The 22,168-nt window shown below is 58.5% G+C and carries 21 protein-coding genes and 1 tRNA gene; 14 read left to right on the plus strand and 8 right to left on the minus strand.

The genetic code is table 11. The annotated features are described in order from the left end of the window. Positions 1-103: 103 nt before the first annotated feature. Positions 104-180 (plus strand) — tRNA-Arg (locus tag K0B93_RS00375). 56 nt (positions 181-236) lie between these two features. Here K0B93_RS00375 and K0B93_RS00380 read toward each other — a convergent pair. Then, positions 237-743, minus strand: a complete 507-nt coding sequence (locus tag K0B93_RS00380; protein ID WP_219865300.1) for a CHRD domain-containing protein — start codon at positions 741-743, stop codon at positions 237-239. Positions 744-983: 240 nt separating this feature from the next. On the opposite strand from K0B93_RS00380, the gene K0B93_RS00385 reads away from it, so the two are divergent. Next, positions 984-1,175, plus strand: coding sequence for a hypothetical protein (locus K0B93_RS00385; RefSeq protein ID WP_219865301.1), 192 nt, complete (start codon positions 984-986; stop codon positions 1,173-1,175). A gap of 78 nt (positions 1,176-1,253) precedes the next feature. Here the strand turns inward: K0B93_RS00385 and K0B93_RS00390 are convergent, their stop codons facing one another. After that, positions 1,254-1,790, minus strand: a complete 537-nt coding sequence (locus K0B93_RS00390; RefSeq protein WP_219865302.1) for a DUF2058 domain-containing protein — start codon at positions 1,788-1,790, stop codon at positions 1,254-1,256. Positions 1,791-1,898: 108 nt separating this feature from the next. Here K0B93_RS00390 and dbpA point away from each other — a divergent pair, with 108 nt between their 5' ends. The 4 genes from dbpA to K0B93_RS00410 all read left to right on the plus strand — a co-directional run bounded on the left by dbpA (position 1,899) and on the right by K0B93_RS00410 (position 6,922). Next, the gene (gene dbpA, locus K0B93_RS00395; RefSeq protein WP_219865303.1) at positions 1,899-3,272 is read left to right on the plus strand and encodes an ATP-dependent RNA helicase DbpA; all 1,374 of its coding nucleotides are present in this window, start codon (positions 1,899-1,901) and stop codon (positions 3,270-3,272) included. Positions 3,273-3,498: 226 nt separating this feature from the next. Continuing rightward, positions 3,499-3,750, plus strand: coding sequence for an OadG family protein (locus tag K0B93_RS00400; RefSeq protein WP_219865304.1), 252 nt, complete (start codon positions 3,499-3,501; stop codon positions 3,748-3,750). Positions 3,751-3,789: 39 nt separating this feature from the next. Next, positions 3,790-5,586 carry a sodium-extruding oxaloacetate decarboxylase subunit alpha gene (gene oadA, locus K0B93_RS00405; RefSeq protein ID WP_219865305.1) on the plus strand — a complete coding sequence of 599 codons (1,797 nt, stop codon included), beginning with the start codon at positions 3,790-3,792 and terminating at the stop codon, positions 5,584-5,586. A 13-nt stretch (positions 5,587-5,599) separates the two neighbouring features. Next, a complete protein-coding gene (locus tag K0B93_RS00410) occupies positions 5,600-6,922 on the plus strand; it encodes a sodium ion-translocating decarboxylase subunit beta (RefSeq protein ID WP_219865306.1) in 1,323 nt (440 codons plus the stop codon). A gap of 51 nt (positions 6,923-6,973) precedes the next feature. Here the strand turns inward: K0B93_RS00410 and K0B93_RS00415 are convergent, their stop codons facing one another. The 5 genes from K0B93_RS00415 to K0B93_RS00435 all read right to left on the minus strand — a co-directional run bounded on the left by K0B93_RS00415 (position 6,974) and on the right by K0B93_RS00435 (position 15,400). After that, on the minus strand, positions 6,974-10,093 hold the full coding sequence (locus K0B93_RS00415) for an error-prone DNA polymerase (protein WP_219865307.1): 3,120 nt from the start codon (positions 10,091-10,093) through the stop codon (positions 6,974-6,976). Beyond that, positions 10,093-11,511, minus strand: a complete 1,419-nt coding sequence (locus K0B93_RS00420; protein ID WP_219865308.1) for a Y-family DNA polymerase — start codon at positions 11,509-11,511, stop codon at positions 10,093-10,095. Before K0B93_RS00420 ends, K0B93_RS00415 begins: the two co-directional genes overlap by 1 nt. A gap of 7 nt (positions 11,512-11,518) precedes the next feature. Then, complete coding sequence (imuA, locus tag K0B93_RS00425; RefSeq protein WP_219865309.1) at positions 11,519-12,208, minus strand: translesion DNA synthesis-associated protein ImuA; 690 nt, start codon at positions 12,206-12,208, stop codon at positions 11,519-11,521. A 161-nt stretch (positions 12,209-12,369) separates the two neighbouring features. Next, positions 12,370-13,857 (minus strand): cysteine synthase A, encoded by a 1,488-nt coding sequence (cysK, locus tag K0B93_RS00430; protein ID WP_219865310.1) that lies wholly within the window; start codon positions 13,855-13,857, stop codon positions 12,370-12,372. Between the two features lie 79 nt (positions 13,858-13,936). Then, a complete protein-coding gene (locus tag K0B93_RS00435) occupies positions 13,937-15,400 on the minus strand; it encodes a pyridoxal phosphate-dependent decarboxylase family protein (RefSeq protein ID WP_219865311.1) in 1,464 nt (487 codons plus the stop codon). A gap of 171 nt (positions 15,401-15,571) precedes the next feature. On the opposite strand from K0B93_RS00435, the gene K0B93_RS00440 reads away from it, so the two are divergent. Together K0B93_RS00440 and K0B93_RS00445 are read left to right on the plus strand one after the other, a co-directional pair. Further along, positions 15,572-17,197, plus strand: coding sequence for a winged helix-turn-helix domain-containing tetratricopeptide repeat protein (locus K0B93_RS00440; protein ID WP_219865312.1), 1,626 nt, complete (start codon positions 15,572-15,574; stop codon positions 17,195-17,197). 105 nt (positions 17,198-17,302) lie between these two features. Continuing rightward, positions 17,303-17,650, plus strand: a complete 348-nt coding sequence (locus K0B93_RS00445) for a 4a-hydroxytetrahydrobiopterin dehydratase (protein ID WP_219865313.1) — start codon at positions 17,303-17,305, stop codon at positions 17,648-17,650. A gap of 149 nt (positions 17,651-17,799) precedes the next feature. On the opposite strand, the gene K0B93_RS00450 is transcribed toward K0B93_RS00445, so the two are convergent. Next, positions 17,800-18,324 carry a phage integrase N-terminal SAM-like domain-containing protein gene (locus tag K0B93_RS00450; RefSeq protein ID WP_228743131.1) on the minus strand — a complete coding sequence of 175 codons (525 nt, stop codon included), beginning with the start codon at positions 18,322-18,324 and terminating at the stop codon, positions 17,800-17,802. A gap of 368 nt (positions 18,325-18,692) precedes the next feature. Between K0B93_RS00450 and K0B93_RS00455 the strand changes: the two genes are divergently transcribed. The 6 genes from K0B93_RS00455 (at position 18,693) to K0B93_RS00480 (ending at position 22,021) form a co-directional block, all read left to right on the plus strand. Next, the gene (locus K0B93_RS00455; protein WP_219865314.1) at positions 18,693-19,358 is read left to right on the plus strand and encodes a DUF4145 domain-containing protein; all 666 of its coding nucleotides are present in this window, start codon (positions 18,693-18,695) and stop codon (positions 19,356-19,358) included. A 378-nt stretch (positions 19,359-19,736) separates the two neighbouring features. Next, complete coding sequence (locus tag K0B93_RS00460) at positions 19,737-20,120, plus strand: DUF7668 domain-containing protein (RefSeq protein ID WP_228743133.1); 384 nt, start codon at positions 19,737-19,739, stop codon at positions 20,118-20,120. A gap of 93 nt (positions 20,121-20,213) precedes the next feature. Further along, a complete protein-coding gene (locus K0B93_RS00465; RefSeq protein ID WP_219865315.1) occupies positions 20,214-20,633 on the plus strand; it encodes a hypothetical protein in 420 nt (139 codons plus the stop codon). A gap of 93 nt (positions 20,634-20,726) precedes the next feature. Beyond that, entirely contained in the window at positions 20,727-21,251 is a 525-nt protein-coding gene (locus K0B93_RS00470; protein WP_219865316.1) for a hypothetical protein, read from the plus strand. Between the two features lie 27 nt (positions 21,252-21,278). Continuing rightward, the gene (locus K0B93_RS00475; RefSeq protein WP_219865317.1) at positions 21,279-21,659 is read left to right on the plus strand and encodes a phosphopantetheine adenylyltransferase; all 381 of its coding nucleotides are present in this window, start codon (positions 21,279-21,281) and stop codon (positions 21,657-21,659) included. Between the two features lie 86 nt (positions 21,660-21,745). Next, on the plus strand, positions 21,746-22,021 hold the full coding sequence (locus K0B93_RS00480) for a hypothetical protein (protein ID WP_219865318.1): 276 nt from the start codon (positions 21,746-21,748) through the stop codon (positions 22,019-22,021). The last annotated feature ends 147 nt before the right edge of the window (positions 22,022-22,168 follow it).

A 22,168-nucleotide genomic window follows, 5' to 3' on the forward strand; every position in this document is an offset into this window, starting at 1 on the left:
CGGCTGTAGCTCAGCTGGATAGAGTACCTGGCTACGAACCAGGCGGTCGGAGGTTCGAATCCTCCCAGCCGCGCCATTAATTCAACACCTGCACCAGTTTCAAGCGGCTGTAGCTCAGCTGGATAGAGTACCTGGCTACGAACCAGGCGGTCGGAGGTTCGAATCCTCCCAGCCGCGCCATACGAAATAAAAAACCCCGCCAATGAGCGGGGTTTTTTATTGCCTGAAGATCCGGCTTACAGCTTCATGCCATGGGGCCCCATCAGTTGGCCACGAAGTGCACCATCCGGGTGCTCGGGGTTATGGATGTTGATGTAGAAATCGGCCGGATTCTCGAGAATCCGCTTCACGATGCCTTGTTCCCCAGTCGGGAATTTGCCTTTCTCGCCTTCGGTAAGGCAGTCCGCGGCATCGCCATCCTCAGGTCCGGCCAGGGCAGCCACGGGGGCGCCATTCATGCCTTTCCCGGCTTCATGGATATGAGCCGCCATGCCTTCTTTCACCGGAACAGTCTGAATGCCTTCAACCTGAATGACGTAACAGAGCGTTGTGGGATCGCCATCTATGCCAAATACATGGGCATGGCCCTTGCCGTTGCTGTCGCCCTTCGTATCAACCAGCGCTTTGGCGCTCAGTTGTGTGCTCAGAACGTGGTTGGTATGTCCTGCATGGGCTGCGGAGGCGAGCCCCAGGGCGGACACAATGGCGGCGACGAACAATGACGGCTTGATCTTATGGTTCATGGTATTTCCCCGAGATAGTGTGTGATCACAGATTTTGCGAGTTATTGCCCAGGTAATTCGTTTCGAGGCGCGAAATAGTTGCACTTGGCTGGAAATAAAGCGGGTGACGGCAGACTTGCGTTCTCCGGATGTCGGGATATTTGTCGCGGATCAAGTATGGTGTGGTTAAAAATTGAACATATCTGGTGGTGGTGACTATTCTTGATAATGGAGGGTCGTACGTTTAAAGGAGTTGGTCTTATGAATAAAACGATCAATGGAGCTTATGACAATCATGATCAGGCCAAGAACACCTGGGATGATCTGATCGCGTCCGGTATTCCAAGAGACAATATCTTTATTGATGAGGAAGCCGGGGTGGTAAAAGTGAGTGTTCCTGCGGAAACCGAGAAGGAAATTCTGGAAATTTTTGAGCGCCACAAGCTTCACTGAGTGGGCTGTTTGGGGCGTTCTTCAGTACAGAGTCAGGCGGGGTGGAACAGAGTTCCACCCCGCCTGAGGGATAACTCCTCACCACATGAGGTCGTCCGGGATCTCGTAACCGGCGTAAGGATCGTCTTCGCCAGCATCGTCGGTTTTGCGATCGTGAAGGACCACGACGGCATTCTCATCCCGTTCCATGATCTTCCTGGCAACACCCTCCGCGAGAATCTCATAGCTGTCATTCACAAACACGATGGCCAGACGGCCCCGGGAAAGCTGATCCACCATGGTGTCGTCGACAAAAATCTTCTTGATCTTCTTGTCATGGACGAACTGATAGGAGGTCTCGCCCCGGCTCCGATCCAGCCGGTTGGTTTCGACCAGTTGGCGAATCTGGGCCTGAATCGCTTTTTTCTCGGCTTCTTGCTGACGCTGGCGATTAAGCTCCCGGTCCCGCTCGGCCTTTTCTTCACGGGCTTGACGCGCACGCACTTCGGCTTCGTTTTCCTGTACGACACCCTTGGGTTGGGATTTGCGCTTTTTTCGCTTTTCAGTGCGGATGGCCTTGGCTTTTTTCTCGTCAGCCAGACCGGCTTTCAGTAGCTGATCCTGTAGGGACGCCATTAGTAACTCCGTTAATTGGTGGCAAACTCTGGTATCCTGATGCGCTAGTATACGCCCTCATTATTTTGCCTCCATCACCCGTGTTCGCCGATTTCAGGATTTTCTTGTATGCCTTCCTTTAAAACGTTTGGTCTTTCCCCTGCCATGACCTCCAACCTTGAGCAGTTGGGGTTTGAGCAACCCACTGAAATTCAGGCGAAAGCCTTGCCCCATTGTCTGGCGCGCCGGGATGTGATCGCCATGGCGCAGACCGGCAGTGGCAAGACGGCGGCCTTCGGGATTGGGCTGATAGAGCACCTGAACACCCGGCTGTTTGCGGTTCAGGGACTGGTGCTTTGTCCGACGCGAGAGTTGGCGGATCAGGTGGCCAAGGCGCTTCGGGAGCTGGCCCGAGCCCGGGACAACGTTAAGATCCTGACCCTTTGCGGCGGGGTGGCAATCGGTCCCCAGATCGGGTCCCTTAGCCATGGTGCCCACATCGTGGTGGGCACGCCGGGCCGGATCCAGGATCATCTCAGAAAAGGCACGCTCGATTTGGGTCGGGTGAATACCGTCGTGTTGGACGAGGCAGACCGGATGCTCGATATGGGGTTCGAGGAAGCCGTTGAGGATATTCTGGGCCAGACCCCGGAATCAGGTCAGACCCTCATGTTTTCGGCGACCTGGCCCGACGCCATCCGCAAACTCAGCACCCGATACCAGCGTGAGCCGGAGGATGTCCGGGCCGAGGCCGCTCAGGGCAACCCGGATATCCACGAGCTGTTCTATGAAATTGCGCCGGGCGCCGCCCACGAAGCGGTGATGGCGATGTTGTCCGAGCGTCAGCCGTCGTCGTGCATCGTATTCTGCACCACCAAGCAACAGTGCGATGAGCTGGCGGACGATCTGCGCCAGAATGGATTTTCCGCCCTGGCTTTGCACGGCAACCTTGAGCAGCGCGAGCGTGACAGTGTGCTGGTTCGTTTCGGTAACCAGAGTTGCTCGGTACTGGTGGCGACGGATGTGGCCGCCAGGGGGCTGGACATCAAGGCCCTGCCGCTGGTGATTAATGCTGAGCCCGCGCGAGATCCGGAAGTTCACACCCACCGGGTGGGGCGTACCGGGCGTGCGGGCGAGCAGGGGCTGGCGGTTACTTTTTGCACGCCGGCAAAGGGGCACAAGATCAGCCGGCTGGAATCGGACCGCGGGCGCACCGTGGATTGGGGCGATACCGAGGCTTTGATGGCGGTGCCCAGAAAGCCCCTTGAGCCTGCCATGAAAACCTTATGCATTGCTGGCGGTCGAAAAGAGAAAATCCGTCCGGGGGATGTGCTGGGGGCGCTTACGGGTGAAGCCGGGATTCCCGGAACAGCGGTCGGAAAAATCGACCTCTTCGATTTTCAGTGTTTCGTGGCAATTGACAAAGGTCATGCCGCCAAGGCGCTCAAGCGTCTGGAGTCTGGTCGGATCAAGGGCCGGAAAATTCGCGTCCGGTACGCGTGACATGGGGTTTCGGAGCTTTTGCACCGGTTTTGTCAAAGTGGGCCGTGCAGCTCGGAAACTCCGTATAGCAATTCGCATTTAGGTTGCTCACGGAAGGCTAAAACGGTAAATTACGCAGGATTTTGCCTCCCGAATTGCTTGAGCGGGACCTTAGACTTTAGTCAAAGTGGTCCGGCCAGGCAAATCGGGGAAATCAACAAACCAATAAAGCAGGTAGCTATTCGATATGAATAACCTGATGTCACAAGCCGTAGATCTGATGATCGCGGGCATGGGGTTTGTGTTCGTGTTCCTGATTATTCTGGTAGTCGCGACACTGCTCATGTCCAAACTCATAGGACGGTTTGCGCCGCCAGAGCCGGCAACCCCGGCCAAAACGCCACGTGCCAAGCCTAAGGCGCCTGCATCGGTTGACCCCGACACCGCCGAGGCCATCAAGAAGGCGATTGCTAAATTCCGGTCACGCCACAAGAAGTGACCCGGTAGAGATAGAACCTTTAAATAGAAGGCTGACACGATGACTGACACAAAGAAACCGCTGGGGATTACGGACGTTATCCTGCGTGACGCCCACCAGTCCCTGCTTGCCACCCGTATGCGGCTTGATGACATGCTGCCTATTGCCGAGAAACTCGACAAGGTCGGTTTCTGGTCTCTGGAATCCTGGGGTGGAGCCACCTTCGACTCCTGCATCCGTTACCTGGGCGAAGACCCCTGGGAGCGCATCCGCGAACTGAAAAAAGCCATGCCCAACACTCAGCAACAGATGCTTCTGCGTGGCCAGAATCTGTTGGGTTACCGTCATTATGCGGATGATGTGGTGGACCGTTTCTGTGAGCGTGCCGCCGAGAATGGCGTGGATGTATTCCGTATTTTCGATGCGATGAACGATCCTCGTAACCTGGACCGCGCCATCAAGGCCGTTCGTAAGACCGGCAAGCATGCCCAGGGCACAATCGCCTACACCACCAGCCCGGTTCATACCATTGATATGTGGGTAGAACTGGCGAAGGAAGTTGCCGACATGGGCGCGGACTCCATCGCGATCAAGGACATGGCGGGTATCCTGAAGCCATATGTGGCCTTTGATCTGGTCAGCCGCCTGAAGAAAGAGCTGGATATCCCCATCCACATGCAGTGCCACGCCACTACCGGGATGTCTACCGCCACCGCCATCAAAGCCGCGGAAGCCGGTATCGATAACGTGGATACCGCCATCTCTTCAATGAGTATGACCTATGGTCACTCGCCCACCGAGGCGGTGGTTGCCATCCTCGAAGGCACAGACCGTGACACCGGCCTGGACCTGAACCTGCTTGAAGAGATTGCAAGCTACTTCCGCCAGGTACGTAAGAAGTACGCGAAGTTTGAGGGCAGCCTGCGTGGCACCGATTCCCGCATCCTGATTGCTCAGGTTCCGGGCGGCATGCTGACCAACATGGAAAACCAGCTGCGTGAGCAGAATGCAAGCGACAAGTTTGACGAGGTTCTGGACGAAATTCCCAAGGTCCGCGAAGACCTGGGCTTCATCCCGCTGGTAACTCCGACCTCCCAGATCGTGGGTACCCAGGCGGTACTGAACGTTCTGACCGGCGAGCGCTACAAGTCCATCTCTAAAGAAACCTCTGCAATCCTTAAAGGCGAGTACGGTGCTGCACCGGCGCCGATGAACAAGGAATTGCAGGAGCGTGTCCTGGATGGCAAGGAAGTGATGACCTGTCGTCCAGCGGATGTGCTTGAACCAGAAATGGACAAGCTGACCGACGAGCTGAAGCAACTGGCGGACGAGAAGGGCATCAAGCTGGCGGAAAACACCGTAGATGATGTTCTTACCTATGCGCTGTTCCCGCAGATTGGCCTGAAGTTCCTGGAAAACCGTGGCAACCCGGACGCGTTCGAGCCGGTGCCGACCGCAGACGACGCGGCGCCCGCCAAGAAAGCCGATGGCCCCGAAACGTACACCGTTGAAGTTAACGGCAAGAAATTTGTTGTGGCGGTGTCCGAGGGCGGTGAGATCACCCAGGTTCAGGGTGAGGGTGGCGCCGCTTCCGCACCGGCCGCGTCTGCAGCTGGGTCTGCACCCGCGCCAGCTGCCGGTGAGGGTGAGCCCGTGGTAGCACCTCTGGGCGGCAACATCTTCAAGGTTCTGGTCTCTGCGGGCGACGCCGTGGAAGAAGGCGACGTGCTGATCATCCTGGAAGCCATGAAGATGGAAACCGAAATTCGCGCACCGAAGGCCGGTACCATCGGTGAAGTCTTCATCAAGGTCGGTGATGCCGTCTCCCCTGATGATGAAATGCTGACAATCGCATAAGGGCCAGCATTCCATGGAAAAATTACTGACGCTCTGGACAGGCAGTGGCCTGTTCAATATGACACCGGGCCAGGCGGTTATGATCGTCGTCGGCCTGCTGCTTCTGTACCTTGCGATTCGCAAGGGTTTCGAGCCGCTGCTGCTGGTACCGATTGGTTTCGGTGGCATTCTGGCGAATATTCCGGAGGCGGGCCTTGCCCTGACTGCGGCGGAAAACGCAATCCACTACGGCAAGCCGGAAGTGCTGGCGGCGCTGGCCAGCGCGCTGGATGTGTCCTACCAGGCCGGCCAGGCGGTAACGCCGGAAATCATGGATGCGTTCAAGCATGCCTATAAGGAAGCGACCTCTGCGCAGGTGGCCATGGCCAACGGCCTGGCTCAGGACTTCGGCTATGGTAACGGCATGCTGTACAACTTCTACCTGGTGGTGATCGGCAGTACCGTGGGCCCGCTGATCATCTTCATGGGTGTGGGCGCGATGACGGACTTTGGTCCGTTGCTGGCCAACCCGAAGACCATGCTGCTGGGCGCGGCCGCTCAGTTCGGCATCTTTGGTACGGTTCTGGGTGCGGCGCTGCTGGATTGGGCCGGCATCCTGGACTTCACCATTCTGGAAGCCGCTGCGGTGGGCATCATCGGTGGCGCGGACGGCCCGACCTCGATCTACGTATCGAGTGTTCTGGCACCGCACCTGCTGGGCGCGATTGCGGTCTCGGCTTACGCCTACATGGCGATGGTGCCGATGATTCAGCCGCCCATCATGAAGGCGCTGACTTCGCCGGAAGAGCGCAAGATCAAGATGTCCCAGCTGCGTCCGGTCAGCAAGAAAGAGAAGATCATCTTCCCGCTGGTGGTGCTGATCGCGGTGGTACTGTTCCTGCCCGACGCGGCGCCGCTGCTGGGTATGTTCTGCTTCGGTAACCTGATGCGTGAGTGTGGTGTGGTCGAGCGCCTCAACGACACTGCACAGAACGCACTTATCAACATCATGACCATTTTCCTGGGGCTGTCCGTTGGCTCCAAGCTGATGGCGGACAAGTTCCTGGACACCCAGACCCTGGGTATCCTGGCACTGGGTATCGGCGCCTTCGGCGTGGGTACTGCGTGTGGTGTTCTGATGGCGAAGCTGATGAACAAGGTCAGCAAGGAACAGATCAACCCGCTGATTGGTTCAGCCGGTGTCTCCGCGGTGCCAATGGCGGCGCGGGTCTCCAACAAGGTTGGTCTGGAGGCTAACCCGCAGAACTTCCTGCTGATGCACGCCATGGGTCCGAACGTGGCTGGTGTTATCGGCTCTGCGGTTGCAGCCGGTGTGATGATTAAGCTTCTGACCTGATCGTTGCCACTGACAAAAGACCCCGTCCGGCTTGAGCCTGGCGGGGTTTTTTTAATGAAAGTTTCGCGAGCTCACCGGCAGACTCTTGATCAGGTGACTGAGATCGGACAGCTTGCCGGCCATCACGTGCACAATCTCACCCTCCCGCTCCAATACCCCTTTCACGAGCAAAAGCCTGGCCGTCAGCAGCGGCTTGCGCTGTCGACGGGCGGTTTCCAGCCAGACCACGACGTTCACATTGCCGGTTTCGTCCTCGAGGGTCACGAAGGTAACGCCGGAGGCGGAGCCGGGGCGTTGGCGACCGGTGACGAGGCCGGCGACCTGAACGGGGATGCCGGCTTTGGTAGTTTTCAGCTGTTCGGCGCTCAGGCAGAACCGGAGATGGCCCTGTTCCCGGAGCAGGGCCAGTGGGTGACGCTGGAGGCTCAGGCCCTGGCTGGCGTAGTCGGCGAGAACGTTCTGGCCCTCGCTGGGCTCCGGCAGCTGTTCGCAATGATCGGGCTGGTAGCTGGCCGGAGCTTCTTCGGCGAACAGTTCGGTAGGCTGTTCGTGGCCCAGCAGCTGCCAGTAGGCTTGATGGCGGTTGGCGGTAAACGCGGGCATGGCGTTGGCGCCGGCGAGCAGTTCCATGTCCCGTTGCTGGAGGCCGGCGAGACTGCGCAGTTCGATGGCGGAGCGATAACCCTGCTCCGGCCGCTGCTGGCATAGCCGTTCCGCGCCAGCGGATGACAGGCCCTGAATGAGCCGGAGGCCTAGGCGGAGGTGCTGGTCCGGGCCTTCAAGGGTGTGATCCCACTGGCTGTAATTTACGTCTACCGGCAATACACTAACCCCGTGGCGCCGGGCATCCTGGACCAGCTGTGACGGCGAGTAGAAGCCCATGGGCTGGCTGTTGAGCAGGGCGCAGTAGAAGGCAGCCGGATGGTGGCACTTGATCCAGGCGGAGACGTACACCAGCAGCGCAAAACTGGCGGCGTGGGATTCGGGGAAGCCGTAACCGCCAAACCCGCAGATCTGCTGGTACAGCCGTTCGGCAAAGTCGGCGTCGTGGCCCCGCTCCAGCATGCCGGTGACCAGTTTGTCCCGGAACGGGGTCAGGTCGCCGTGGGACTTCCAGGCGGCCATCGCACGACGTAGCTGGTCCGCCTCACCAGCGGAAAAGCCTGCCGCCACCATGGCGAGTTTGATCACCTGTTCCTGAAAAATCGGCACCCCCAGGGTGCGCTCGAGTACCTTGCGGATGGCGTCGTTGGGGTAGTCCACGGGTTCCAGGCCGTGCTTGCGTCGCAGGTACGGGTGCACCATGTCGCCCTGGATGGGGCCGGGGCGGACAATCGCCACCTCGATCACCAGGTCGTAATAGGTCTCCGGCTTGAGCCGGGGCAGCATATTGATCTGGGCACGGGATTCCACCTGGAACACACCGATACTGTCGCCTTTCTGCAGCATGGCGTAAGTGGCCCGGTCTTCCGGAGGAATGTCCTGCATCCGGAATGGCTGGCCCTTCTGTTCACTGATCAGTTCCAGTGCCCGGCGAATGGCCGAGAGCATGCCCAAGGCCAGCACGTCCACTTTCATCAGGCCCAGGCTTTCCAGATCGTCCTTGTCCCACTGGATCACGGTGCGGTCGGCCATGGCGGCGTTTTCCACGGGCACCAGTTCGGCCAGTGGCCCGGAACTGATGACAAAACCGCCCACATGCTGGGACAGATGCCTCGGGAAACCCAGCAGGGTGTTGACCAGGGTAAAGAACTGGTCCGCCACTTTCGGGTTTCGGGTCAGGCGCTTGTCGAGTATCTGCTGGCGCCAGCCGGTAGCCTTGTCGCGCCAGTCGATGCCTTCCAGCAATTGCTCCACCTGCGCCGGGTCAAAACCCAGGGCCTTGCCCACGTCGCGGATGGCACTGCGGGGGCGGTAGCGGATCACGGTGGCCGCCAGTGCCGCCCGCTCCCGGCTGTAACGCTGATAAATGTACTGGATGACCTCTTCCCGCCGCTGGTGTTCAAAATCCACATCGATGTCCGGGGGCTCATTGCGGTCTTTGGAGATGAAGCGTTCAAACAGCAACTCCACCCGGGCCGGGTTCACCTCGGTGATGCCCAGGCAGTAACAGACCGCCGAATTGGCGGCCGAGCCCCGGCCCTGGCAGAGAATGCCGCGGCTTCGGGCGAAGGCGACGATGTCGTGAATGGTGAGGAAATAGTGCTCGTATTTCATCTCCGAGATCAGCGCCAGCTCCTTGCGGATGAGGGACTGAACGGTCAGGGGTGTGCCGTCCGGGTAGCGGCGGCGTTCACCTTCGCGGGTCAGCCGTTTCAGGTAGGTCGCTGGCGTTTCTGCCTCCGGTACCAGGTCTGGCGGGTATTCGTAACGCAGGCTGCCGGGCTCGAAGATGCATTGACCGGCAATCCGGAGGGTTTCCCGGAGCCAGTTTTCCGGAAACAGGCGCTGCAGGACCGGCACCGGGCGTAGGTAGCGTTCGCCGTTCTGGAACAGACAGTGGCCGGCCTGTTCCAGGCTGGTGTGGTTGCGCAGGGCCGTGAGTACGTCCTGCAATGGCTGGCGTTCCCGGCTGTGCATGTGCACCTCGCCGGTGGCAGTGATTGGGCAGCGCAATTGGTCGGACAGCCAGCGGGCCCGGGCCAGTTGCTGTTCCTCGCTGGATTCCAGGGTGCGGGCAGCGGCAATCCAGAAGCGTGGCTCGAACAGCCGTTGCAGCCATTCACCGCCGGCCAGGGCCTGATCGGCGTCGGCTTCCGCCAGTGAAGGGGGGAGCCACAGGCACAGGCAGTCATCCAGCGGGTGGGTTTCCAGATCCCGGAATAGCAACTGGTACTGGCCTTTTTCGGCCCGGCGCCGGCCGGTGGTGATCAACTGGCACAGCTGGCCATAGCCCTTGCGGGTTCGGGCCAGGAGGATGAATCGGGGGGTGCTGGCCCCGGGGGGAGCATCGTCAAGTTCAAACCAGCTGCCGGTGATCAGTTTCACCGGGCTATCCTTCAGGGCCGCCCAGGCGCGGGGAATGCCGGCCACCGAGCAGGCGTCGGTGATGGCGATGGCGGTATAGCCCAGCTCGGCGGCCCGTTCGGCCAGTTCGTGGGGGTGGGAGGCGCCGGTCAGAAAGGTAAAGTTGCTGAAGCAGAACAGCTCGGCGTAGGACTGCTCGCACATCAGCCAAACCACCCGTGCACGAACCAGCCGTCCCGGACATCCCGGAACACCCAGGCCAACTGGCCATTGTTGAGTTGGGCGATGTAATAGTCCCGGTGCACCCGCTGGCCGTCCCACCAGCCGCCACTGATTCGTTCGGGCCCGGCAAACCATGCGCTTGGTGCCTCCGTGAGTGGTTGCGGCCCCTGCAGTAACCACAGAGGGCGGCGGGGCAGATGGCTGGCCGGTGTTACCTCCGGCCGGTTGTTACGCTGAACGGCGGAAGCGCTCCAGGCCCGTTCCGGACGATGGTCTGCTTGGGGTGAAAGCTGCTTGAGGGCATGATCCCCAAGCCGGGCCTGTAGCCGGCTCATCAGGGTATGCCAGGCTTCGTTCAGATCCTGGGTTTCGCCCAGCAGGTCTTGCCCGGTAGGCGCTTCCCGACCCAGAAAGCGCTGCACTGACAACAGGAGTGAGATGACTGGTGCCCTCAGGGGGTGCTGCTCGAAGCGCAGGCGAATCAGGTTCAGAAAGGCCTCGGCCCGGTGCTCCGGGCCGGAGGTCCGGATACGCAGTCGGGTGGGTTCTTCGTGCCGGTGATGGAGAATCAGCAATAGACTGTCGGTTTCCTGCTGGCGCCAGCACAGGTCTTCTTCCAGTTCCGACAGGATGCGCTGCAGCGGAAACAGCAAGCCCTGGGATTGCTCGATTTCCTGCACGAAATCCGCCTGCTGCCGGAAGTGGTGGGGCGGCTGCCAGGGGGATTGCGGGTCTGGCCGGGCGCCCTGGATTTTCTGGACCCAGGCGAGGGTTTCGGGGGACAGCCGTCGGGCCAGCTCTGCCGCCGGCAGGTCAAAGACTTCGCCCAGGGTGTTCAGTCCGAGTCGCTGCAGGCGGGTGCAGGTGCGGGCATCAAACTCCGCTGCCAGCAGCGGCATCTGGCTCAGGGTGCGCAGAATATGGCCGCTGTCTTCGGTGCATTCGCCCTTGCCGGTGCGGGCGATCAGCCGGGCCGCCGGTGGTGTGTGGCCAATGCCGGGCCAGGCCGTCAGCTGACGTTCATCCAGCGCCTGCTCCACGGTCTGCCAGACCGCAGGCAGGCCGCCATACAGCCGTTGCAGGCTGGCAATTTCCGCCATCAGGCCATCCGGTGGCACCAGCACAATGTGGTCGGCATAGCGGTATAGCCAACGGGCCTGGTCTTCCAGAATCCGGGCCTCCTGCTGCTGATCTGCCCGCACCATACCCAGTTCGGGCACCAGGCTTATGGCAGTTTTCAGGCGCATGCCGGCCTGTATGCCCTGGTCCCGGGCATCGGGGCAGGCCTGTATCACCTTTTGTCCGGAGCCTTCGACAATCACCAGTGCGCCCGCTTCTTCGCGAGTCCGGCGAATATGGTCCAGCAACAGGTGCGGGAAGTGCAGGTATAACCAGAGCATGGTGTGATTACCGGGTTGAAGTAGGCCAGGGGCCCTGAACCACGCGGGGTGCTTCGCGGAACGACAGATCTGCCCGGTGTGACATGGCCAGAGCGCAACGTTGGCCGGGCCAACTGCCACGGCGCTTCACGATATTGAGCTTTAGCGCCTGCTGCTCGCCGGGTTCCAGCTCGAGCCGCAGGGCGGCCGGGGAATTCTGTTCGACATAGCGGCGCTCACGGAAGAGCACGCACACGTTGCTGCCGGCCTCCGCGGCCAGCTGTAAACGCCGGACCTCGCGCGAAGCCAGTTTGCCCGGCCAGGCCATCACCAGGCCGGTGACCGGCGAGCGCAGGCAGTTTTCCAGGGTCCACAGGAAATCGCCGTCGTCATCGGTGTGGATCATGACCACCTGATCCAGGTTCACGCCTTCCCGGGCCAGCGCCGGGGCGTAGGGCGTGTGTGGCGGATTCAGCCAGAACACGGTCTTGCCGCTATGGGACAGCCGTTGCATCAGTGGCAACAAAAGATGCAGCTCGCCAATCCCGGGGCTATCCAGCAGACATTCACTCAGGGCGCCGCGCGGCCAGCCAAGGCCGCCGAGCTGGTTATCCAGGACCTGATAGCCGGTCGGTTCCGCCGGCTGGGAGGTTTGTACATGCCGGTGCCCCTGCCAGACACGGGCATCCTGCATCAGCGTTTTCAGAAGCTCGCTCATGGGAAAAATCTCAATATACTGTTTAAATATACAGTATTCTGAAAGCGGCTGGATTTCAAGGATGGTGTGCAGGGAGTGTTGAGGTTTTCACCAGGCATGGTCGGCCAGCAAAAAAAGGGGGCTTGAAGCGCCCCCTTTTGAACGATGGTGATAGCCCGCAATCAACGTGGATGCAGCCAGCCCGGAAGCATGCTGTAAGGGTCCACGTGAACTTCCGGGTTGAAGCCAATGTGCTGGCTCTGCAAACGGGGGAGCAGGGAGCCGTCCTTGATCTGGTCAAAGACATCGGTGCAGCCGCCAACAAACTCGCCGTTGATGAAAATCTGCGGCAGGGTGGTCCAGCCGGTTTTTTCTTTCAGTACCGCGCGAATCTGCCCGCCCCGGTTGCCCTGTTGGTAGGCCACCGAATCCAGATCGACCGATTTGTAGTCGATGCCGTACTTCTGGAACACCTTGCGCACCGACCAGCAGAACTCACACCATTCCAGCGCGAACATGATCACCGGGTGGTCCGGATCGCTGATCAGTGCTTCAACCTCTTCCACCGCTTCGGGATCCAGTTCGACCGGCTGGCTCGGAGCAGGCGGCGCCTGGGGCACGGTAATATCGAACCGGTAGTTGGGGGTGGAGCGTGACAGCGCCATTTCCTCTTGGGTCATCTCTATGGGCACATCCTCAAACAGCGGGGTGGTCAGGTAGCGTTCGCCAGTGTCTGGCAGCATGCACAGGATGTTGGCCCCTTCCGGAGCCTGCTCGGCCACCTTGAGGGCTCCCGCGAAGGTGGCCCCGGCGGAAATGCCGACAAAAATGCCTTCCCGGCGGGCCAGGTCCCGGGCGCACTGCAGGGCATCGTTACCACCAATCGGGATGAATTCATCGATGTTGTGGGCCTGCATCACCTCTTCCGCCAGTTTGGGCACAAAATCCGGTGACCAGCCCTGCATCAGGTGGGGGCGGAACATCGGGTGGCTTTCCGAGTGGTCGCCGCTGGCGTTCCGGGGCTGGGCAATGCCGCTGGCCAGGATCGCGGAGTTGTCTGGTTCGCAGACCACAATGCGGGTGTTGGGGCTCTTGCGTTTCAGCACCCGGGAAACCCCGTTGAGTGTGCCGCCGGTGCCAAAACCGGTCACCCAGTAATCGAGGCCGACGCCTTCAAAGTCCTCCAGGATTTCAACAGCGGTGGTGCGTTCGTGTACGGCGGCGTTAGCCGGGTTCTCGAATTGGCGGGGTTGCCACCAGCCGTGCTCACGGGCCAGCTCTTCCGCCTTGGCCACCATGCCGGAGCCTTTCAGTGAGGCCGGGGTGAGCACGACCTTCGCGCCCAGAAAACGCATCAGCTTGCGCCGCTCCACGCTGAAATTTTCGGCCATGGTGACCACCAGAGGGTAGCCCTTCTGGGCGCAGACCATAGCCAGGCCGATGCCGGTGTTACCGCTGGTGGCCTCAACGATGGTTTGGCCCGGCTTTAGTTCGCCCCGGCGCTCGGCATCTTCGATCACGCCCAGCGCCAGGCGATCCTTGACCGACCCCATGGGGTTGAAGGCCTCGATCTTGACGTAGAGATTGACCCCCTTGGGGCCGAGGTTGTTGATATGCACCGTCGGAGTGTGGCCGATGGTGTCCAGGATGCTGTGGTAAAGCGTACCCATGATTCTTCTCCTATTCTGCGTTCCAGAGAAGGAAGCCCTAACCCGTTTCGGGGTACGCCAGGGATCCTTATATTATAGTTCAGCCAGCGGCCTCATCATTCATTTGGGCCACCTCCTGGCCCACGCTCAGAACTTCGTCAACGAGTTCATCGGCTTCCTTCAAGGTTGTTCTGGCACCCACAAAACAGGGCCGGATCGCCAGCGTGCCATTCACCAGGGTTGTACTGGGGATAGCCCGCCCGCGCTGCACCATGCGCCGGTGGATGCGCCGGTTCAGGTCGTTCAGGTCGCCCCAGCGATCGCTCAGGTAGCGAAAACCGCAGATTGAGAGGGTGGGGGCCGACACAACCTCAAGATTCGGGTGCGCCCGGGCCCGGTCGGCGACGTGCCGGGCCAGGCTGTTGTGGCGGACGATCCGTTCCCGTAAACCGGTTACGCCGATCTCCCGAATCAGGGCCCAGACCACCGCACCGCGGGACGGGGCCGACAGCTCCACGCCCATGTCCGCATAGGGTATGCCCAGGTTGTCCATGGAGTGCGCCACGCCTTCGGTGGTGCAGGCGCCTTCCAGATAGGTGGCCGCCTCCTGGGTAAAGGCCCGGTTCAGCAACTCGCGATCTTTCACGTAGGTGGCTCCGATGCCGACCGGGGCACCCAGCCACTTATGGGGGTCCACAATGACGGAATCCGCCAGTTCCAGGCCCGCGTACAGGGGCTGAACCCGGGGATCGAGGATGCCGGGGAGGCCATAGGCGCCGTCCACATGAAACCAGATGCCGTAGGCGCTCGCGATTTTCCCAAGCTCCCGGAGCGGGTCAATGGCGCCGCGGTTGGTACTGCCGGCGTTGGCAATCACAGCCACCGGCAACAGGTTCGCCTCCCGATCTGCCATCAACTGTCGGCGCAGCGCCGAAGGGCACATCCGGCCCTGCTCGTCAGTGTCGATTTCACACAGCGAGCGCCGGCCCATGCCCAGCACGGCAGCGGCCCGCTGAACCGAGTGATGGCATTCGGCGGAGGCGTACAATCGGCAGGGGCGGGTGACCCCATCCCTGGCCGGATCAATGCCCACACCTTCAAAGGCTGCCTGCCGGGCTGCGCCCAGCGCCACCAGGTTGGCGACCGAACCGCCACTGCTGTAAAGCCCTTTCATCTCCTCCGGCAACCCGAACATCCGGGCCATCCAGTCCAGAGATAGTTCCTCAAGGAAATTGAAGGCGGTGAGGCCCAGGCGCTGTGGCGCCGCAACCGAGCCGGCCAGGGTCGCCAGGGCACCAATCGTGGTGGCACCGGTGGTAATGAACGAGGTGCAGCCGGGGTTGGGGATGGGGGAACCATTGGGAATCACCCATTGGCCCAGTTCTGCCAGGACCGCATCGATGCCGATGCCGTTCTCAGGTATCGGTTGCCCCAAGGCCTGACGCCAGGCGTCCGCCTGCTGCATGGCATCCGGATGCTGAAAGGTCAGGAACTCGTCCAGCTGCCGGGCGAGCTGTGCGGAGAATTCTGTCAGGTGGCCGCATTCGGCTCTGTCTGCATTCATGATGGTGACCGCTCCACAAATTCTCAGGAGCCAGGCAATGCTCCTGCATTGGTAACCATTATGGGCTGCTGGCCGCGGCCAAGCTTGGCGGGAACTCGATTTAAATATGGAGAAACTGTGGAGATTGCCATACCATTTAAAAGATATGGACAGGCTTTCCCGGCTTGGCTTATGCGCTACCAATTTGACGATTTCGAACTCGACACGGACCGTTTCGAGCTATCCCGTGGCGGTGTTGCCCTGGCAACCGAACCGCAGGTGATAGAGTTGCTTGTACTGCTGGTTCGGAATCGCCATCGCATGCTCAGCAAGGAAGAGATCAACGAGAGCGTGTGGCGGGGGCGGATTGTGTCGGATTCCGCGCTCAGCAGCCGCATTAAGATCGCCCGCAAGCTGCTCGACGACGATGGCCGCACCCAGCGCTATATCCGCACGGTACACAAGAAAGGCTTCCGGTTTGTAGCGCCGGTTCAGGAACTGGATGCCGACGACACTCCAACTGCCAACGAGGCTCCCGGCCCCGAACCAGAGAACGCCGAACCTGACCCTGGTAATCCGGCCCCCGCGCCCGGCTCCCACAGTGCCAGACCTGCCGTGGCGGTTCTGCCGTTCACCAACCTGACCAACGACCCCGGCCAGGAGTATTTCTCCGACGGCATCACCACCGACATCATTTCCAACCTGTCCAAGCACAGGTGGCTGGATGTCGTGGCCCGTAACACCACCTTTGGCTTCAAGGGACAGGCCACCAACCTGCAGGTGCTGGGGGAAACGCTGGGTGTGGATTACGTGGTTGAAGGCAGTGTGCAGCGGTCCGGCGACCGGGTGCGGGTGAATGTGCACCTGACCGACTGCCACTGCGGCCATACCCAGTGGGCCGACCGTTACGACCGCCAGATTGCGGACATCTTCGAACTCCAGGACGACATTACCGAGACCATTGCCGCGCGCCTGGAACCGGAAATCGGCTACGCCGAACGCAACAAGCTGGTCCACAATCGCCCGGCCAACCTACAGGCGTGGGACTGTTATCATCTCGGGGTCTACCATTTCTATCGCTTCACCGGCCCGGATAACCTCGAGGCGCAACGTATGCTGCGCCAAAGTCAGGAACTGGATCCCTTGTTTGGGGAAGCCTATGCCTGGTGGGCCTACGCGGTGATTCTGGGCATGGTCTACTGGGACACCAAGCCCACACAAGCCCTCCTGGACCAGGCACTGGCCGCCTGCGACCAGGCGCTGTCACTGGTGCCCAACAATGCCACCTTTCATGCCCTGAAGGCGCGGGTGTTACTGGCCCGGCGCGAGTACCGAAGTGCCATCAGCGAAAACCGGACCGCCATCGAACTGAACCCCACCTTTGCGGCGGCGTACTGCGGCCTGGGTGATTCGCTGGCTTACGAGGCCCGCTATGACGAGGCGCTGACCAACTTCCGCCGATCCATTGCCCTGAGTCCCAACGACCCGCAGATGTGGGCGTTTTTAACCTACGGTGCCCTCGCCATGATTTTCCAGGGTGATTATGAGACCGCCCTGGAGTGGACGGACCGGGCCGCGACCCTCCCGAATTGCCAATACTGGACCAGCGCCCACCGCGCAGTGGCCCTGGCCTATCTCAACCGAACATCCGCGGCGCACGACGCGACGGCGCGCCTGTTGCTGGAATTGCCCGGGTTCTCCGTAACCTTTGCCCGGGAAAAGCTGTTCTACCTGAGAGAGCAGGCACAGATCGACTGTTACCTGGAAGGGTTGCGCCGGGCAGGGGTGCCTGAAACGGCAACGATGCTTGCCAGTTAACCCGCATCCGTCCGGTTTTTCCTCACGCAACGTCGCACCCCGGTTGATAAAGCCAGACATGAAGCCCAGAGTAGACACGAATGGAACAGATTCAGGAGGTAACGGATGAGCGAGTTAACCCAGCAATCCTGTGAAGCCTGCCGGGCAGGCACCCCAACGGTTTCGGAGAGTGAAAAGCTAACCCTGAAAAAGGAAGTGCCCGATTGGGAAATCGTCGAAATCGATGGCGAGGAGCAGTTGCACAAGGTGTTCAAGCTCAAGAACTTTGCCCAGGCCCAGGCCTTTACCAACAAAGTGGCTGACCTGGCCGAGGCGGAAGACCACCATCCCGCCATTCTTCTGGAATACGGTAAGGTAACCGTAAGCTGGTGGACCCACGCCATCGGCGGTTTGCACAAGAACGATTTCGTCATGGCGGCCAAGACCGATGCCGCCTTCAACGACATGCCATAACCTACCCAGTGGCGGAATCCACTTTCCGCCACTGCCTCCCACAACTGGGAGAATCATGGTTGAAGACCCTACCGACAGCCCTCTGACTCTCAGGTTGGGCCACGAAGAGCTGATATGTAAAAACGGATACCGGCCAGCAACCGGGAAAGCTAGAAGCCGTCGTCTACCGGGCTGCGAGCCACCAGTTGCTGCATCCCAAAATCCACATCCTTGACGCGAAGGCGCAAGACCTCATTGATCCGAAGGCCTGAACCGTAAATCAGCATGGCTATCAGCCGGAATTCATCCTTCATATTGCCAATAGCGGCCCTGGCCTCCTCGGGGCTGAAAACCGTAGGCAGCTTACGTGGCTTGCGCGCGGCCTCATAATTCAGATTTTCGAGCGGGGCGCCGAGAAATTCTCGGTACAGGAAAACCAGGGCATTCAACGCCACTCTCTGAGTGCCCACACTGGCGTTTGCCTGCAGGACCAGATGCGAGAGGAATGCTTCCACTTCTGAGGCGCCCATCGTCTCCGGGTGTTTGCGATCATGAAAACGAATGAATCGTTTGATCCAGAACAGGTAGGTTTTCTCAGTTTTATAGGCAAGTCCGCGCATACGAATGAAGCCGCGTAGCTTGTCCAGAAACCTCACAGGAGCTGCTGGCAAGGGGGAGGGGACATCCATATCCATCACAAATCTCCGAAACTGTATTTATATACAGTATATTTAGCTTGCGCTGGCAGTCAACGGAAGCTGCGGGGTGGAGTTATACGAACTCGTTCGCAAAACTCCAGAAACCGTGCGAGAACGCAGTGTAAGTATCTGATATGGTTGAGCAGAGTTTGGGTTGTTTTGGAGTTATACGCCCCCCAGGGGCTGGAAAGACGCATGCTGGGGTGGGGGTATAACTCCGGCGGTAGCCGTGGGAATTCCTGTAATGCTTTGTTTTTATACAGGTTTTTCGTACAGGAAAACTCGTTTTTTTGGAATTATACGAATGCGTGTTATACGAACGTGTTCGTTGAATACGCTGTTAGCGTAGAAGAGAGTCGAGTCCAATGCCGAATACCGAGCCAGACATTACTCGAGCACACTGCAATGCTTGCGGTCAGGAAACCAAGCACTTGGTGATCGCGCGGCGAGAGGAATCGGATAGTGAGCCGGCTGATCCGAGTGATCCTCACGGTTTTCACGAGATAAGCTCTCGGACCACCTACTCGATGCTCGAGTGCTGTGGTTGTGAAAATATCTGTTTTCAAAAGGTATTTGAATTTTCAGAGTGGCCAGAGCCCACCATCGATTATTATCCTCCAATTACTTCACGCCCTCTGCCCAAAGCTTGGCTTAGCCATCTGCCAGACGAAATGGGAGACCTACTCTTGGAGGTCTACATTGCGCTGAGCTCTGACTGTCGTCGGCTTGCTCTGATGGGAGCAAGGACACTCGTAGATTTATACATGACGGAGAAGCTTGGTGATATTGGGGGGTTCGCTCAGAAACTAGGGCAACTCGAAGCGCAGGGTTTTGTTAGCAAGGTAAATAGAGAATATTTGGAAGCTGCGCTCGAAATCGGCCATGCTGCCGCCCACCGAGGTCACGAACCTAAAGCGGCAGAGGTTGAGCACGTGATGGATATTGTGGAGAACCTTCTCCAAAATTATGTCTTGGAGCATTCAGCTGCAACATTGAGGGCAACTACGCCATCGAGACGCAAATCAAGCTAACAAATCGCGTAAGGCGGACGCGTGAGACGCGCCGCTTCGCTCGGCGTTATGGTGTTACGAGATCTCAGTCATGAGCTTTAAGAGAATTTCATCGTCTTCGCATCTCGTAATCCTTTTGATTAACGCTGTTTGCTTGGTTCTGGTTTGGGACGTGAGTGATGGTGCGGTTTCTTGGCGAGGGATCTTCGAACTGCATCAGGCGCAGTTGGTGGTGTTTGCTCTTGTTTTATTCACGATAGCCTGTGATTTAGCTTACGCCAGAGAGATTTTTCGGTAACTATCTGATAAACCATAACAAACGGCATCACAGCGACCGCTTTTCCGCCGCTTCGCGGCTCCAAAGCGGCGCATGTGCCGGGCGTTAGGCAATAAGAACCAATGCATGATCAACCGGCCGCAATAAAAGATGAAAGCGCTGCTCACCCCATCGCAGCTTCTTGGAGACCAATTCTCTGCAAAGTGGTTGCTGCATTTGTGCAGGGTGATTATCGGTTGAGTCGTCCAATCACCGGGGTATCTCCAGTTGGCCCTGAGTTGGCTACTCAAATTGAAGATTACATTGCGGAGTATGGCGAGACTCTCGTGGAACTGCCTGAAGAAACCTGGGAAACGTCATGCGCACAGTGGATGGGATCTCACTGGGATGTGTTGGTAGATTTGTATACCGAGGGTGAAGGTCCCAGTGACTTAGTGCTTACGGGGAAGGTGGAAGCAACCGATGGCATTGTACAGTTCCACGTAGGCTTGGTTTATGTTCCGTAAACTTTGCCTAACAAGCCACTGTTGCGGACTGCCGGTGCTGGGCACCGTCAGCCGCAAAGCTCAGCGTTAATTTCTAAAGGAGTAGCTCTCAGAATGGAAGCACGGGAAGTATCCAATCAGGAAAATATCGACTCGAAGCGCCCTGGAGGCGTGGCACTCGCTGCAATTTGGCTGATGATTTCATCAGGTGCTAGTTTTGTAAGTGTATTGATGAGCGGCAATTTTTCGGGGCTGTCCATTGCGCTGATGGCTTTTTCTGTAATTGCTTTTCTAACGTCATTTGCGGCTATAGCCCTCAAGAAATGGGCTTACTGGGTATTCTTAGCTCTCGTTGTTCTCTTGGGGCTCAACAACATATCCGATGTCATGCTTTGGGGTTTGGGTGTGTCGCCCGATCAAGAGTTTCAGATCTCTTTCATCACCTCAATCCTGATTCCGGTAGCGATAACGGCATACTTTTGCACACAATCTGTAAAGCAAGCTTTCGGCGTTGATTGGGGTGAATCAAATTAACAAGGCGCATCAGTACGTGGCCTGCGGCCACCGGACGGCTTCCAGCCGCCGCTGTGCTTTGCGTTAGCTGTATGAAGGGAGACATCTTGAATCATGGGTAGTACAGATGTTGTAGCTTGGTGGGGCGCGGTTATCGCCACCTTGGTCCTGCTCTGGGATGTCGTGAAATGGCTAAATTCAGGCGCTAGTTTGAAAAGCCGAATCGTCCTGAATACTCACTATGATGATGGCGAGGTTATAAAGAGAGAGAAGACGGAACATGGTGAAACCATCACTTACGAAAGCTACTGTCATATTGAGGTGGTAAACACTGGTTCGTTGCCGACTACTGTAATGGGAATACGTGCAACCCACTCAAAAAATAAGAGCGGCATGCAAATGAGCGTGACTCAGCAGGTTTTTACAGAGCACTTTGGTAAGAATTTGCCACATGTACTGGGGCCTGGCGAAGTTTGGAGTTGCAGATTGCCAATGGACCGATACTCCAACCTCTTTGAGCACGGAACACCAGAGGTACGCCTTAGCGTTTCTACAAAATCGAAGCCTTTGGTGATTCGAGCCAGCAAATCAGCTAACAAGGCGCTGCAGCCGACCGCTGAAGCGGCGGCTGAGCTTTAGCGTTAAATTCAGGGAGGAAAGGCAAGCATGGAGAAAGTTGTCACAGGCCTGCTGGTGCTCGTCGGCATCATTCATCTCTTGCCCGTTTCCGGTGTTTTGGGTGCTGAGCGCCTTGCTGCCTTATACGGCCTTTCGCTGGGTGAGCCCAACATTGAAATCCTAATGCGTCACCGGGCCATCCTGTTCGGGCTTCTTGGTCTGTTCTTGGTGTATGCAGCGTTCCAGCCATCGCTACAACTAATGGCAATCGTTGCGGGCCTTGTCAGCGTTGTGTCCTTCATCGCTATTGCGTGGTCGGTTGGCGGGTACAATGACGCCATTCGCAAGGTGGTCATCGCAGACATAATTGCCACCATCGCGCTCATTGCTGCTGGGGCAATCCATGTCGTCACCCGCAACCAAATTTAACAAGGCGCAGCAGTACGTGGCCTACGGCCACCGGACGGCTTTCAGCCGCCGCTGTGCTTGGCGTTAAAGGCTCAATGGAGTTGGCAGTGAGCAAGGAAGATCTTTCCCCAGAAGACCAAGCTTACTACAAGCGTTTTGAGGTCAAGCCGCTACGAGTATTGCTGTATCTTCTGGCAGTGGTTTACTTGGTATTTGTTTACGCGGTTGGTGGTTCCCAGTTCAGCGGAGGTTTTTTCAGCGGCGCGGTCGGAACCTTTGTTCTGATTCAGGGTATCGATCTCTCTCAAAGAAGATTGATCGTCATTGGCGGATTCCTGACAGCTGTGAGCGTCTTACAGACGATATCTTTGGCGTTGTCGTGACTACCGAGAGCTGACTGAAAAGCCTTTAACAAATAGTTGTAGTACGTTTCGGGCCTGGCGGCCCTACACCGGACGCCCTACATTTTTCCAAGTTTTTTAGCCGGCCTGACGTGTTCTCTTCGGGCAAAGGCTTTTCGGTAGACGCTG

Origin of the sequence: Marinobacter sp. F4218 (assembly GCF_019443085.1) — a bacterium.
GTDB classification, from domain to species: Bacteria; Pseudomonadota; Gammaproteobacteria; order Pseudomonadales; family Oleiphilaceae; genus Marinobacter; species Marinobacter albus.

Bases quoted from the DNA above. Each gene is read 5' to 3' on its own strand.
- K0B93_RS00420 (WP_219865308.1), bottom strand. From the start codon at position 11,511: ATGCTCTGGTTATACCTGCACTTCCCGCACCTGTTGCTGGACCATATT.
- K0B93_RS00465 (WP_219865315.1), top strand. From the start codon at position 20,214: ATGGAAGCACGGGAAGTATCCAATCAGGAAAATATCGACTCGAAGCGC.
- K0B93_RS00460 (WP_228743133.1), top strand. From the start codon at position 19,737: ATGCATGATCAACCGGCCGCAATAAAAGATGAAAGCGCTGCTCACCCC.
- K0B93_RS00445 (WP_219865313.1), top strand. From the start codon at position 17,303: ATGAGCGAGTTAACCCAGCAATCCTGTGAAGCCTGCCGGGCAGGCACC.
- K0B93_RS00415 (WP_219865307.1), bottom strand. From the start codon at position 10,093: ATGTGCGAGCAGTCCTACGCCGAGCTGTTCTGCTTCAGCAACTTTACC.
- K0B93_RS00380 (WP_219865300.1), bottom strand. From the start codon at position 743: ATGAACCATAAGATCAAGCCGTCATTGTTCGTCGCCGCCATTGTGTCC.
- K0B93_RS00450 (WP_228743131.1), bottom strand. From the start codon at position 18,324: ATGGATATGGATGTCCCCTCCCCCTTGCCAGCAGCTCCTGTGAGGTTT.
- K0B93_RS00475 (WP_219865317.1), top strand. From the start codon at position 21,279: ATGGAGAAAGTTGTCACAGGCCTGCTGGTGCTCGTCGGCATCATTCAT.
- K0B93_RS00400 (WP_219865304.1), top strand. From the start codon at position 3,499: ATGAATAACCTGATGTCACAAGCCGTAGATCTGATGATCGCGGGCATG.
- oadA (WP_219865305.1), top strand. From the start codon at position 3,790: ATGACTGACACAAAGAAACCGCTGGGGATTACGGACGTTATCCTGCGT.
- K0B93_RS00410 (WP_219865306.1), top strand. From the start codon at position 5,600: ATGGAAAAATTACTGACGCTCTGGACAGGCAGTGGCCTGTTCAATATG.
- imuA (WP_219865309.1), bottom strand. From the start codon at position 12,208: ATGAGCGAGCTTCTGAAAACGCTGATGCAGGATGCCCGTGTCTGGCAG.
- dbpA (WP_219865303.1), top strand. From the start codon at position 1,899: ATGCCTTCCTTTAAAACGTTTGGTCTTTCCCCTGCCATGACCTCCAAC.
- K0B93_RS00440 (WP_219865312.1), top strand. From the start codon at position 15,572: ATGCGCTACCAATTTGACGATTTCGAACTCGACACGGACCGTTTCGAG.
- K0B93_RS00470 (WP_219865316.1), top strand. From the start codon at position 20,727: ATGGGTAGTACAGATGTTGTAGCTTGGTGGGGCGCGGTTATCGCCACC.
- K0B93_RS00390 (WP_219865302.1), bottom strand. From the start codon at position 1,790: ATGGCGTCCCTACAGGATCAGCTACTGAAAGCCGGTCTGGCTGACGAG.
- cysK (WP_219865310.1), bottom strand. From the start codon at position 13,857: ATGGGTACGCTTTACCACAGCATCCTGGACACCATCGGCCACACTCCG.
- K0B93_RS00435 (WP_219865311.1), bottom strand. From the start codon at position 15,400: ATGAATGCAGACAGAGCCGAATGCGGCCACCTGACAGAATTCTCCGCA.
- K0B93_RS00385 (WP_219865301.1), top strand. From the start codon at position 984: ATGAATAAAACGATCAATGGAGCTTATGACAATCATGATCAGGCCAAG.
- K0B93_RS00455 (WP_219865314.1), top strand. From the start codon at position 18,693: ATGCCGAATACCGAGCCAGACATTACTCGAGCACACTGCAATGCTTGC.